Here is a 13,139-nt window from a genome sequence, read left to right as displayed (position 1 = left end):
CTGCCCCTCCAGGGGAGGGTAAGCGCAGTGCCATTTCCGTCCTACTGCACCAGATCGGCGACGGTGGTCGCCGCCTTGAGGCCAGTGCCGGTGAGGACCGCCACGGTGGTCTCATTCGCCTTGATGGCGCCGGCTGCGGCGAGCTTGTCCAGCGCCGCCGCCGCGCTGGCGCTGGTCGGCTCGGCGAACAGGCCCTGGCGCGCGAGACGGCGCAGGGCGGCGACGAGTTCCTCCTCGGCAAGCGCGATGGTGCCGCCGCCGCTCTCGCGCAGCGCCGCGATGATCTCGCGCAGGCGCAGCGGATGCTTGATGGCGGTGCCCTCGGCGATGGTCTTGCTCACCTCGCGCGCGACGGGCGTATCGACGCCAGCCTTGAAGCTCGCATCGATCGGCGAGCAATTGAGCGGCTGCGCCGCGAACAGGCGCGGCAGCTTCGATATCTGCCCGGCTTTCTTGAGCTCGCGGAAGCCGAAGGCGCAGCCGAGCAGGCTGCTGCCAGCACCGACGGGAACGATGACGTTGTCGGGCGCGCGAAAGCCGAGGTCCTCCCAGATCTCGTAGGCGAGCGACTTGGTGCCTTCGAGGAAGAACGGCTGCCAGTTGTGGCTGGCGTAGAACGTCTGGCTCGACTGACGGATCGCCTCGGCTTCCGATTCCTCGCGCGGGCCCTCGACCAGCTGCACCGTCGCGCCGTAAGCGCGCACCTGCGCGATCTTGGCGGGCGAGGTCGAGGCAGGTGCAAGAATCTTCACGCGCATGCCGCCGGCGGCCCCCAGTCCGGCCATCGACGAGCCGCCGTTGCCTGAGGAGTCTTCCAGGATGGCGTCGACGCCGATCTGCCGCAGGAAGGACAGCATCACCGCGGAGCCACGATCCTTGAAGCTGCCGGTCGGGTTGAACCATTCGAGCTTGAACAACGGGCGCAGGTCGCCCCAGTCCTGCTGCACCAGCGGTGTGCAGCCTTCGCCGAGCGTGATCGGAGTCTTGATCTCGACCGGCAGCGCCGCCCGGTAACGCCACAGCGAGCGGGTCCGGCCTTCGATGTCCTCGCGCGAGATCCCTGCCCCCGGCGTCACCAGCAGCGGCGTCCGCTCGTCCGAGCACCAGCGCGGCTGGTCGAGCGGGTAGAGCCGTCCGTTGCGGGGATCGATGTAGCTGGCGGGCATGAGAGTCTCCGGGGCAGAGCCGATCCGGTCGATATGTCCGAATATGCAGGTTTTATCCAGTCGCTAGCGGAGGCCCCTGGGCCCCTTCAAAAACACGAATGATTACATAGATATAGATGGAATTGCGGCGCCGTTCGCCGATCGGAGGCGTGCTGGGCAGGTCTCTTGAGCCGCCGCGCACGATTAACTTGTCTGTCGCGAGCTGCCGCTACAATATGTTGGATTGAGCTTGCGTCGCCGTTCCGAAAGCCGTGCCGCAAGCGAGCCAGGCCCGTCCGAGCGGCGGGCCGTTGGCGTTTTGGGAGCCTGGACATGAGCCGCGCGAACCGTACTGACCACATCCGCCTGACCTCCCATCCGGAGCCGGGCCGGACCTCCGCCTTTCCGATCCACTGGGGCGCCAGTGAGGCGCGAGCCCGTGGACCGATCATCGGCACGGTGTCCCGCGCAGGCGATCGCAACGTGATCGGCAGCCATGGCGGCTCCTATGCGATGTACCGCGCGCTCGCGGTGTCGGCGGGCGCGCTCGACCCGATCAGGCGTCCCGACCTCACCAACACGTTTCCGGCCGCGACCATCGGCCCGTTCCCGCAATGGAGCGATCCCACCAAGATCGTCGCGCTCGATCCCTGGGGGCACCTCGTCGCGGAAAACTTCCGTCAGGAGATCGCCGAGGGCGCCGACATCCGCCCGAGCATTGCGGTGACGCGGGCGCGGCTGGACCTGCCGGAAATCCGCGAGGCGCTCGCCGCAAAACGCTTACGCGCCGACGGCGAGGTCGTGCACGCCAACGGCAGCGTGTCGGTGGTGAAGATCGCGATCGATCCGGTCTGGTACCTGCCCGGCCTAGCGGCACGCTTCGGCACCGGTGAGACCGAGCTGCGGCGCACGCTGTTCGAGCAGACCGCCGGCATGTTCCCCGAGCTGGTGACCCGGCCCGACATGAAGGTGTTCCTGCCGCCGATCGGCGGCACCACGGTCTACCTGTTCGGCGACGTCACCAAGCTGCCGGATCATCGCACCAGAATCACCTGCCGCGTGCATGACGAGTGCAACGGCTCCGACGTGTTCGGCTCCGACATCTGCACCTGCCGCCCCTATTTGATCCACGGCATCGAGGAATCCGCGCGCGGCGCGCAGGAGGGCGGGCTCGGGCTCGTCGTCTACAACCGGAAAGAGGGCCGCGCGCTCGGCGAGGTCACCAAATTCCTGGTCTACAATGCCCGCAAGCGCCAGGAGGATGGCGACGCGGCCGCCGCCTATTTCGAGCGCACCGAATGCGTCGCCGGCGTCCAGGACGCGCGCTTCCAGCAATTGATGCCGGATACGATCCACTGGCTCGGCCTGAAGCGGATCGACCGTTTCCTGTCCATGAGCGACATGAAATACGACGCGCTGACCTCGCAAGGCATCGACATCGTCGAGCGCGTGCCGATCCCGCCGGAGCTGATCCCGGCCGACGCCTATGTCGAGATCGCCGCGAAGAAGGCCGCCGGCTATTACTCGACCGACATCGCGCCGGAGAAGGACGTGGGCGGCGTCGTCGGTCGTTCGCTGGAAAAATACTGATCGCGTGATGGCGGACGTCCTGGAACGAGAGGCACGCGCGCTGCTCACCGCACAGGCGGTTCGCACGTGCGCCCGACACATGCTCGAGATCGGCCTCGCCGGCGGCCTGAGCCATTTCACCATCGATCTCGACCGCATGGACGATGTCGCAGAAGCCGTGCTCGCGATCACGCGACAGGCGTATCCAACGCTGGAGATTCCCTTCCATGCGCGCTGGCGGCACTTCGTGATCGGCGGCGTCGATCGCTGGGCGGTCCTTGCGGATGCCGCGTCCTGGCCGGATCGCGCGGCGCGGGCGCGCGCGGAGTTCGACCTCGCGATCGTCAGCGTGCTGCTCGACGCCGGCGCCGGCGCAGCGTGGCGATATCGCGATGCGACCAGCGGCGAAAGCATCGGTCGATCCGAGGGGCTCGCGATCGCGAGCCTCGACATGTTTGCGGTCGGCCTTTTCTCGGGCGAGGCCCGCGCGCCGTTCAGGGCCGATGCGGACGTGCTGGCAAAACTGCCGCTCGCCTCCCTCACCTCTGCCTTTCAGGTCCGCGAGGCCAATCCGCTGCTCGGCCTTGAAGGACGCACCGATCTGCTGCGCCGTCTGGGCAAGCAGGTTTCGGGGCACGCGGAGGTGTTCGGCCTGTGCGACACGCCACGGCCGGGCGGACTGTTCGATCATATCGCGGCGCAAGCCAATGGCGGCGCCATTGCCGCCCCCACCATCCTGTCGGCGGTGCTGAACCAGCTCGGACCGATCTGGCCGTCGCGGCTCGAGCTCGCCGGCGTCCCGCTCGGCGATTGCTGGCGCCATCCCGCGCTCAAGGCCGATGACGGAACGGGCGGCCTCGTGCCGCTGCACAAGCTGTCGCAATGGCTGAGCTATTCGCTGATCGAGCCGCTGCAGCGCGCCGGCCTCGACGTCACCGACATCGACGGCCTGACCGGCCTTGCCGAATACCGCAATGGCGGCCTGTTCGTCGATCACGGGGTGCTGCGCCTGCGCGATGCCGCCGATTCGGACCGCGCGCATGCGGTGGATTCCCTGCTCGTCCTCGAGTGGCGCGCGCTGACGGTTGCGCTGCTGGATCGTCTTGCCGATTTGGTTCGCGCCAAGCTCGGCCGCACGGCGGAGACATTGCCGCTCGCCAGCATCCTGGAAGGCGGCAGCTGGGCCGCCGGCCGCGCCATTGCCCTTGCGCGCCGTCCCGACGGCTCGCCGCCGCTGAAGGTGATCAGCGACGGCACGGTTTTCTGACCCTCTCCCCTTGTGGGAGAGGGTGGAGCAATCGCGCAAAGCGCGATTGAGACGGGTGAGGGGTTGCCTCCGCGGGCATATCTCTCGCTTGAGTTCGTTGAAGCAGACCCCTCATCCGGCGCTTCGCGCCACCTTCTCCCACAAGGGGAGAAGGGAAGAAGAGAGCATCTCATCATGGAAGGCGTCACGATCGTCGATCATCCGCTGGTGCAGCACAAGCTGACCCTGGTGCGGGACAAGTCCATCTCGACCAAGTCATTCCGCGAGCTGATCAAGGAGATCGGCATGCTGCTCTGCTACGAGGTGACGCGCGATCTGCCGCTCGCCGATACCGTCATCGAGACGCCGCTGGCGACGATGCATTCGGCCAAGATCGCCGGCAAGAAGCTGGTGTTCGTGCCGATGCTGCGTGCCGGCACGACCTTCGTCGAGGGCATGATGGACCTGGTGCCGACCGCGCGCATCGCGCATATCGGTCTCTACCGCGAGCCGCACAGCTTTGCCGCGGTCGAGTATTTCTTCAAATCGCCGTCCGATCTCAGCGAGCGCCTCGCCATCGTGGTGACGTCGGTGGTCGCCACCGCCAACACGGCTGTCGCCGCCATCGATCGGCTCAAGGAGCGCGGCGCCAGGGACATTCGCCTGGCCTGCCTGATCGCCGCTCCGGAAGGACTGGAGCGCCTGCGCGGATTTCATCCTGACGTGCCGGTCTGGACCGCGGCGGTGGATGAAGGCCTCGACCAAAACGGCTTCATCCTGCCGGGCCTTGGCGATGCCGGCGATCGCGCCTACGGGACCCGGTAGATGCTGCGCGCGTTTTAGGAACAGCTTCGACCGCGCGAGGTTCTCCTGCTCTAACATGGAGAGCACGATGACCTATCAGAATGACGACCGCAGCACTGACCGTGCACGCCGCAACAGCCCGGTGGGCTGGGCGATCGGCGCGATCTTCGTGATCGCGGTGGTGGCCGCCGTCTTCTTCTACAATGGGCGTGAGGTGGGGCCGCAGACCACCACCTCGAATCCGAACACGGCGCCGAACGTCACCACCGGATCGAATCCGCCGGCTGCGCCGGCGAAGTGATCGGCGGCTGCTCTAAACCTTGCCGCTGCCGCAAATCCCCTTCAGCGCCTGCCACTCCTTGTCCGTCAGCAGCGGCGGCCCGGAAGCCGGGCGATCTTCCCTCGTCATGCGCGCGAGGCGGTCCTCGGTCAGCGGGTGGCTGGCGAGGATCGTCGTGAGCGTGGAGCCGCCTTCCTTGCCGGTGATGCGGAACATCAGTTCGGCAGCGGGCTTGGGCGAGCGGCCGAGCTTGTGCATGACCTCGATCGCGAAAGTGTCGGCACCGGTCTCGGCCTCGCGCGAATAGGACGCCTCGACCAGATTGCGTGAGGCGAAGATCACCGCGCCCGAACCGGTGACGTCTCCGAACAACAGGCCGATCAGGAACGAGGTGCCACCGTTGTAGATCAGGCCGCGCATGTTGTCGTAGTGCTTGAGATGGCCGAGCTCGTGGGCGAGGACGCCGGCGAGTTCGTCCGGGTTCTCGGCCTTGTCGAGCAGCCCCTTCAGCACGTAGACCTTGCCGCCGGGCAGCGCGAACGCATTCGGCACCGCGGTCGGCAGCACGCCGGCCGTCATGGATTCATCGTCGAGGCCAGCGGCATCGCGCAGGCGGTTGACGAGCTTCGTGAAGGCGGCCTTGCCTGCGGGATCTTCGCATACGCTACGGCCGAAGATGGTTTTCATCTGCACCTCGGCAGCGTCGCCGATGCGCCGTTCCACGGGTTTCGGCACCAGCGGCGCGAGACGGTCGGCCGCGAGCGGCACGCCGAACAGAACCACGCAGACGATGGAGACGGCGGCCGCCACCGACCAGCCGACGATCTTTGCCACGCCGCGACGCGAGGTCCGGTGCTCATCGAGCCGCAGGCAGCGAGCGGTCACATCTGCCGCGAGCGCGGCGTTGCGGATTTCCAGCCGCGACAATGGCGGCGCGCTGGTGCACGCGAGGCGCAGCATCCCGGGCGGACTGTCGGCGCGGCGCAGGTCGGCATAGGCCCAGCGAACCGGTGTTCCGCCCGCTTCGGAAATCTCGAGCGCATCGCCGAGCGTCAGCGTCACCTGCCGTCTGCGGTTCGAGACGCCGTCGAAGAAGATCGTCGGCTTGGTCGACTGCGCCGGGCTGTCGGCGAACACATCACTCACGTCTCAAAATCCCGCAACATCGAGGCCGTCGGCAAAACCTTCGCCGAGCGCGCTGGCGAGCTCGCCGCTGCCACGCACATCCGCCGCGGCCGCGATGTCGTGCACCTCGACCGTTTCCAGCACCTTGGCCCAGAGATCGCGCTGGAGATAGACGCGCATGACGATGTTGATCGCGAGCGCGAGGGCGAAATAGCCGATCACCATCATCACCACCATCGGGATGCTCTTGGCGGCATTATCGCCGCCGAACACCTGATCGGCCGGAACGCCGCTCAGCTGCACGAGCAGCAGAACGCCACCGCCCACATAGACAGCGAAGGCGATCGTGAGCAGCAGCCACCAGCCGATCACCTTCCAGTACAGGCCATAGAAGGCCTCGTGAGGCAGGTCCGAGGACAGGCTGACGCCGCCGATGCGAATGCCGTCGAGCCACCAGCGCCATTCGCGCGCCTTGAACTCGGCATAGAGGAAAGGCGCGAGCGGGGAAATCAAGAGCGCGATCGGGCTGAGCAGCCACAGCCACCAGGCACGCTTGAAGAAGGTCCAGCCGTCGCCCACGAAATCGCCGCGCAGATCGCCATAATGGCTGTGCTGCATCTTGTAGCGTTCGAGCGCCGCCGCGCGCCATGGCAGCGCCAGGCCGAGCGTGAGAAGCACGAGCAGGCCCCACGCCATGGCGCGGAACGCATAGGCCCAGCCGGAGCCGTCCATCCAGAACCGCACGCCGCGCCAGACCGTGCGCGTCAACCGGTATCGCCGCGCGCGAAAGATCGCGAACTGGCCGAAGGCATAGAAGCCGATGAACAGCGGCGTCGAGGCAAAGCCTTGCCAGCGCTCGAACTCGATGCCGATCAGGAAGTAGGCGAGGTAGATCGGCACCAGGATCGCGAGCGCGAACAGGAAGCCGACCAGAAGCTCCTTGGCCCGCCCGGTATATTCGGCGGCATCGCCGCCGATCGCGGTGTTCGCCCACAGATGACGGCGGATGTCGGTGACGAGCCAGAACCGGTAGAAGCCGAAGGTGACGAGCTCCAGCATGGCACCCTTGGTGACCATTTTCCGGAACTCGGCGCGGTTACCGCTGAACTCGACCCGCGTCGGCGGCAGCGGCGGCGGAATGGGCTCGGAGCCGATGGGGGGCCATTGCATGTCGTTCACGGCGGCAACCTCGGGATGCGGTCTTGATCCGGTCAAACTATAGATCAGAGGTTAGTCGGCGCCTAAGATGGCCGGGTTCGATTTACCTCGATTCCAGCCCGCTTTCTGGCACCATTTCACGACAAACAGCGTGCGGAGGATCACGCTGGTCGCTGTCGCTTAGCCCAATCCTCTCGCAAGGGTTGGGTGTGGCAAAACTCTCCCTTGCTCCGGCGCAGACAACCGGCTGTAATTGCAAATCAAATACCGCAGCGCAGAATTCAACGAGAACGCGCGGTTCATGCCAGGGAGAGCGGTCATGCATGGGACCATCGAGAGCGCAGCCAAGCTCGACGCATTGCGCGAGCGCGCCAATTCACTTCCGCTGGAGCAGTTCGATCCCGGCGATCCGGAATTGTTCAGGACCGACACGTTCTGGCCCTATTTCGATCGGTTGCGCCGGGAAGATCCCGTGCACTACTGCAAGGACTCGATGTTCGGGCCGTACTGGTCGGTGACGCGCTATAATGACATCATGGAGATCGAGACGAACCATGCGGTGTTCTCCTCGGCCTCCGCACTCGGCGGCATCACCATCCGCGACATCGATCCGGACCTGCGCCGCGAAAGCTTCATCTCGATGGACCCGCCGCGCCATGCCGCGCAGCGCAAGACCGTTGCGCCGATGTTCACGCCGACGCACCTGGACAATCTCGCGCTCAACATCCGCAAGCGCTCGGCCGAGTGCCTGGACAATCTGCCTCGCGGCGAGGTGTTCGACTGGGTCGACCGCGTCTCGATCGAGCTCACAACGCAGATGCTGGCGGTGCTGTTCGACTTTCCCTGGGAGGACCGCCGCAAGCTGACGCGCTGGTCCGACATCGCCACCACGATTCCCGGGCCCGACGGCCTCGTCGCCACCGAGGATGAGCGCCAGGCCGAGCTGACGGAATGCGCGACCTACTTCGCCCGGCTCTGGAAGGAACGCATCGCGCAGCCGCCGAAAAGCGACCTGCTCTCGATGATGGCGCACGGCGCCGCAACCCGCGACATGGACGCCAAGAACTTCCTCGGCAATCTCATTCTGTTGATCGTCGGCGGCAACGACACGACGCGCAACACCATGTCGGGCTCGCTGCTCGCGCTGAGCCAGCATCCTGAGCAATACCGCAAGCTGCGCGACAACCCCGCTCTGCTCGACAGTTTCGTCCCCGAGGTGATCCGCTGGCAGACGCCGCTGGCGCATATGCGGCGCACCGCGCTCTCCGACTTTGAGTTCCGCGGCAAGCAGATCAAGAAAGGTGACAAGGTCGTGATGTGGTACGTCTCGGGCAACCGCGACGAAGAGGTGATCGAGAAGCCCTACGATTTCATCATCGACCGCGCCCGCCCGCGCACGCACCTGTCCTTCGGTTTCGGCATCCACCGCTGCGTGGGATTGCGGCTGGCCGAGCTCCAGCTCAAGATTATTTGGGAAGAAATTCTCAGGCGGTTCGACCATATTGACGTGGTCGGCGAACCCAGGCGAGTCTATTCCAGCTTCGTGAAGGGTTTGGAAGAGCTGCCGGTGAAGATTGCGGCGTAGGGCGGCAGCAAGATGAATCCGGACTGCACCCACGAGCGAGTTGCGCCCCCTCTCCCGCTTGCGGGAGAGGGTTGGGGAGAGGGTGTCACCACAATCGGACAGCCCCCGAGAGGATAGAACCCTCACCCGCGCTTCGCGCGACCTCTCCCGCAAGCGGGAGAGGTAAGACAACAACTGGAGCAACCATTATGAACATCCAAGCGCCGGTTAAGGTGGACAAGGCCGAACGCATGCGCAGGGCTCGCGAGGAGGCCTATGCGACGCCGTTGTCGCAATTCCATCCCGGCGCGCCCAGGCTGTTCCAGGACGACACCTTGTGGCCCTGGTTCGAGCGGCTGCGCAAGGAAGAACCGGTGCATTACTGCACCAACGCGCCGATCGAGCCGTACTGGTCGGTGGTGAAGTACAACGACATCATGCATGTCGACACCAATCACGGCATCTTCTCCTCGGATTCCAAGCTCGGCGGCATCTCGATCCGCGACGTGCCGGAAGGCTACGACTATCCGAGCTTCATCGCGATGGACCAGCCCCGGCATTCGGCGCAGCGCAAGACGGTGTCGCCGATGTTCACGCCGACACATCTCGACGAGCTCGCGAAGCTGATCCGCCAGCGCTCGCAGACCGTCCTCGACAATCTGCCGCGCAACGAGACCTTCAACTTCGTCGAGCGCGTCTCGATCGAATTGACGACGCAGATGCTGGCCACCCTGTTCGACTTTCCCTGGGAGGAGCGGCGCAAGCTGACGCGCTGGTCGGACGTATCGACCGCATTGCCCAAGAGTGGCATCGTCGCCTCCGCCGAGGAGCGCCGCCGCGAGATGGACGAGTGCTACGCCTACATGTCGAAGCTGTGGAACGAGCGCGTCAACTCGGCGCCGCGCAACGATCTGCTGTCGCTGATGGCCCATAACGACGCCACCCGCCACATGGACCCCGACAACCTCATGGGCAATATCATCCTGCTCATCGTCGGCGGCAACGATACCACGCGCAACACCATGACCGGCTCGGTGCTGGCGCTGAACGAGAACCCGGAGCAGTACGACAAGCTGCGCGCCAATCCGGCGCTGATCGATTCCATGGTGCCGGAGGTGATCCGCTGGCAGACGCCGCTGGCGCATATGCGGCGCACCGCGCTGCAGGACACCGAGATCGGCGGCAAGCACATCAGGAAAGGCGACCGCGTCGTGATGTGGTACGTCTCGGGCAACCGCGACGAGGAGATGTTCGAGAAGCCGAACGAGTTCATCATCGACCGCCCGCGCCCGCGCACCCACCTGTCCTTCGGCTTCGGCATCCACCGCTGCGTCGGCATGCGCCTCGCGGAGCTGCAGCTGCGGATCATCTGGGAGGAGATGCTGAAGCGCTTCGACCGCATCGAGGTGGTCGGCGAGCCCAAGCGGATCTATTCCAGCTTCATCAAGGGGTATGAGTCGCTGCCGGTGCGGATTCCGGGCTGACCGCTATGGCAGAGACCAACTCGATCGACATGCTCTCGGACACCATGGCGATGTCGGGCTTCCCGCACGCCTCGGGCATGCGCGTTGTTGCCGCCGAGCCTGGCAAGGTCGCGCTGGCCCTCACCAAGAAACCGGAGCTGTCGCAATTCTTCGGCCATTTCCACGGCGGCGTGATCACGGGCCTCGCCGACCAGGCCGCCGGCGCAGCGGTCAGCACCGCGCTCCCGAAGGGCCGCATCGCCGTCACGATCGAGATCAAGATCAACTTCCTGGGACCTGCCGACGGCGAAGAAATCATCGCGAGCGCCGAAGCAATCCAGGTTGGCGGCTCGATCGGGGTCGCCAAGGTGGAGGTGGTTTCGGAGTCGAAGGGAAACCGGCGCGTCTGCGCCTTTGGGCTCGCGACCATGCGCGCGGTCGAGATGCCGGCGCTGCCCTGACGTGCGGGCTATAGAATCCTGGCATGACTGCTCAAACAAAATGAGAAGGGAACGCCACCTTTTCGGGGCCTAAGCACGGGATGACGGCCGGTCAGGCCGCAGACCGTTCAGGCCAGCTTGATGTCCCAGATGCCTTCCTTGCGGCAGGCCGCGATTTCCTCACGAAGCAGCGCCGTCACGGCGGCGGTCGCTGTCGTCACCGGGCGCTCGATCGGAGAGGCCACGATGAGCTCGCGCGACATTGGCTTCGAAATCGGCGCGGCTTCCAGCCGACCGTCCGCGACCTCGGCATGCACCGAAGACGGTGGCAGCAGTGCGAAGCCGAGCCCCTCCTCGACGAGACTCGTGAGCACCCTGAACGAGTCGGCTTCGAGCTGCACGTCGAGTTTGATGCGCTTGCGCGCCGCCGCGTGCTCGATCAGCGCGCGGAGGCCGTGGGAGTGAGAGGGCAGCACCAGCCGCTGCCGCAGCAGCCAGCCGATATCGACGCTCTTCTTGCGCGCCAGTCCGCAGCCGCGCGGACCGACTGCGACGATGTTGTCGCGCCCCAGGCTCTGCACGTTGAGATGCAAATCGGCCGAGCGGCCATAGAGGATGGCGAGGTCCATCTCGCCGCGATGCAGCCATTCGACGAGATGGCCGCTGTAGCTCTCGACGATGCGCAGCGAAATCCCGGGAAATTTTTCGACGCAGCGCCGCGCAAAGCGCGCCGACAGCACGCAGCTCACGGTCGGAACCAGACCGAGCACGACTTGTCCGGACGGCGGGCCCTTCACCGACTGGATGTCGTCGCGGATCTGGTCGATCTGCCGCACGATGCCGGAGGTGCGCGCCAAGAGCAGGCGGCCGGCCTCGGTCAGCACCATGCCGCGGCCGTTGCGCGTGAACAGCTCGGTGCGCAGCTCGTGTTCCAAAAGCTTGATTTGCCTCGAGAGCGCCGGCTGCGCCACGCGCAACATGTCGGACGCCTTGGAGAGGCTGCCGAGCTCCGCCACGCAACTGAAGGTCCTGAGCTGCCGGAAATCCATGCTTGCCAATCCTGGAAGGCTACTTCATACGCTATAACAAATGAGCATAGGGGGCTGGCATTGTTTTCACAACGCCAGGGGATAGGCCGGCGTTATCTTAACTGCCGCCAAGAACTGGAAACGTCATGAGTCAAGAACACCACACCGAGGATTATGCCGACATCCGCGAAGCCGTCGCCAAGCTGTGCGCGCAGTTTCCGGGCGAATATTGGCGCAAGCTCGATCGCGAGATGGCCTACCCCAAGGCCTTCGTCGATGCGCTGACCGAGGCCGGCTATCTCTCGGTGCTGATCCCCGAGGAATATGGCGGCGCGGGTCTGAAGCTGTCCGCAGCAGCGGCGATCCTGGAGGAGATCCAGCGCGCGGGCTGCAACGGCGGCGGCTGCCATGCCCAGATGTACACGATGGGCACGGTGCTCAGGCACGGCAATGCCGAGCAGAAGGCGAAATACCTGCCGAAGATCGCGAGCGGCGAGTTGCGCCTGCAGGCGTTCGGAGTCACCGAGCCGACCAGCGGCACCGACACCTCCTCGCTGAAGACGTTCGCGCGCAAGGAGGGCAACGACAGCTACATCGTCAACGGCCAGAAGATCTGGACCAGCCGCGCCGAGCATTCCGACCTGATGGTGCTGCTGGCGCGGACCACGCCGAAGGACCAGGTCAAGAAGCGCACCGATGGTCTTTCCGTGTTCATCGTCGACATGCGCGAGGCCAAGGGCAACGGCCTCGAGATCCGCCCGATCCGCACCATGATGAACCACGCCACCACAGAAGTGTTCTTCACCGACATGAAGGTGCCGGCGGAGAATCTGATCGGCGAGGAAGGCAAGGGTTTCCGCTACATCCTCTCCGGCATGAATGCCGAGCGCATCCTGATCGCGGCCGAATGCGTCGGCGACGCCAAATGGTTCATCGCCAAGGCCACCAACTACGCCAAGGAGCGCGCGGTGTTCGGTCGTCCGATCGGTCAGAACCAGGGCATCCAGTTCCCGATCGCCAAGGCCTACGCCTCGATGCGCGCGGCCGAATTGATGGTGAAGGAAGCGACACGCAAATACGAAGCCGGGCTCGACTGCGGCGCGGAGGCCAACATGGCCAAGATGCTGGCGGCGGACGCGTCCTGGGAAGCAGCGAATGCCTGCATCCAGACCCATGGCGGCTTCGGCTTTGCGGAGGAATACGACGTCGAGCGCAAGTTCCGCGAGACGCGGCTCTATCAGGTGGCGCCGATCTCGACCAACCTCGTGCTGTCCTTCGTCGCCGAGCATGTGCTCGGCATGCCCCGCTCGTACTGAG

At 65.4% G+C, this 13,139-nt stretch carries 12 protein-coding genes; 8 read left to right on the top strand and 4 right to left on the bottom strand.

The genetic code is table 11. The features are described from left to right. Positions 1-41: 41 nt before the first annotated feature. Positions 42-1,166, bottom strand: coding sequence for a pyridoxal-phosphate dependent enzyme (locus P6U31_RS07240; RefSeq protein ID WP_407187540.1), 1,125 nt, complete (start codon positions 1,164-1,166; stop codon positions 42-44). Positions 1,167-1,478: 312 nt separating this feature from the next. On the opposite strand from P6U31_RS07240, the gene P6U31_RS07235 reads away from it, so the two are divergent. From P6U31_RS07235 to P6U31_RS07220, 4 genes are all read left to right on the top strand, one after another. Further along, positions 1,479-2,735 (top strand): GTP cyclohydrolase II, encoded by a 1,257-nt coding sequence (locus P6U31_RS07235; protein ID WP_407187539.1) that lies wholly within the window; start codon positions 1,479-1,481, stop codon positions 2,733-2,735. Positions 2,736-2,742: 7 nt separating this feature from the next. Further along, on the top strand, positions 2,743-3,981 hold the full coding sequence (locus tag P6U31_RS07230; RefSeq protein ID WP_407187538.1) for a URC4/urg3 family protein: 1,239 nt from the start codon (positions 2,743-2,745) through the stop codon (positions 3,979-3,981). 174 nt (positions 3,982-4,155) lie between these two features. Next, positions 4,156-4,785: a uracil phosphoribosyltransferase gene (gene upp / locus P6U31_RS07225; protein ID WP_407187537.1), complete on the top strand. Its 630-nt coding sequence runs from the start codon at positions 4,156-4,158 to the stop codon at positions 4,783-4,785. A gap of 67 nt (positions 4,786-4,852) precedes the next feature. Then, on the top strand, positions 4,853-5,065 hold the full coding sequence (locus tag P6U31_RS07220) for a hypothetical protein (protein WP_407187536.1): 213 nt from the start codon (positions 4,853-4,855) through the stop codon (positions 5,063-5,065). Between the two features lie 12 nt (positions 5,066-5,077). On the opposite strand, the gene P6U31_RS07215 is transcribed toward P6U31_RS07220, so the two are convergent. After that, positions 5,078-6,190, bottom strand: coding sequence for a M48 family metallopeptidase (locus P6U31_RS07215; RefSeq protein ID WP_407187535.1), 1,113 nt, complete (start codon positions 6,188-6,190; stop codon positions 5,078-5,080). A gap of 3 nt (positions 6,191-6,193) precedes the next feature. Further along, the gene (locus P6U31_RS07210; RefSeq protein WP_407187534.1) at positions 6,194-7,339 is read right to left on the bottom strand and encodes a DUF898 family protein; all 1,146 of its coding nucleotides are present in this window, start codon (positions 7,337-7,339) and stop codon (positions 6,194-6,196) included. 307 nt (positions 7,340-7,646) lie between these two features. Between P6U31_RS07210 and P6U31_RS07205 the strand changes: the two genes are divergently transcribed. The 3 genes from P6U31_RS07205 to P6U31_RS07195 all read left to right on the top strand — a co-directional run bounded on the left by P6U31_RS07205 (position 7,647) and on the right by P6U31_RS07195 (position 10,815). Beyond that, positions 7,647-8,912, top strand: coding sequence for a cytochrome P450 (locus tag P6U31_RS07205; RefSeq protein WP_407187533.1), 1,266 nt, complete (start codon positions 7,647-7,649; stop codon positions 8,910-8,912). A gap of 188 nt (positions 8,913-9,100) precedes the next feature. Further along, the gene (locus P6U31_RS07200; protein ID WP_407187532.1) at positions 9,101-10,375 is read left to right on the top strand and encodes a cytochrome P450; all 1,275 of its coding nucleotides are present in this window, start codon (positions 9,101-9,103) and stop codon (positions 10,373-10,375) included. A gap of 5 nt (positions 10,376-10,380) precedes the next feature. After that, entirely contained in the window at positions 10,381-10,815 is a 435-nt protein-coding gene (locus tag P6U31_RS07195; protein WP_407187531.1) for a PaaI family thioesterase, read from the top strand. Positions 10,816-10,922: 107 nt separating this feature from the next. Here the strand turns inward: P6U31_RS07195 and P6U31_RS07190 are convergent, their stop codons facing one another. Next, on the bottom strand, positions 10,923-11,843 hold the full coding sequence (locus tag P6U31_RS07190; protein WP_407187530.1) for a LysR substrate-binding domain-containing protein: 921 nt from the start codon (positions 11,841-11,843) through the stop codon (positions 10,923-10,925). A gap of 125 nt (positions 11,844-11,968) precedes the next feature. Between P6U31_RS07190 and P6U31_RS07185 the strand changes: the two genes are divergently transcribed. After that, positions 11,969-13,138 carry an acyl-CoA dehydrogenase family protein gene (locus tag P6U31_RS07185; RefSeq protein WP_407187529.1) on the top strand — a complete coding sequence of 390 codons (1,170 nt, stop codon included), beginning with the start codon at positions 11,969-11,971 and terminating at the stop codon, positions 13,136-13,138. Position 13,139: the final 1 nt, after the last annotated feature.

It is taken from the genome of Bradyrhizobium centrosematis, from assembly GCF_045571495.1.
In the GTDB taxonomy this organism is placed as follows: domain Bacteria; phylum Pseudomonadota; class Alphaproteobacteria; order Rhizobiales; family Xanthobacteraceae; genus Bradyrhizobium; species Bradyrhizobium centrosematis.
This window is presented reverse-complemented; position numbering and strand designations above follow the sequence as displayed.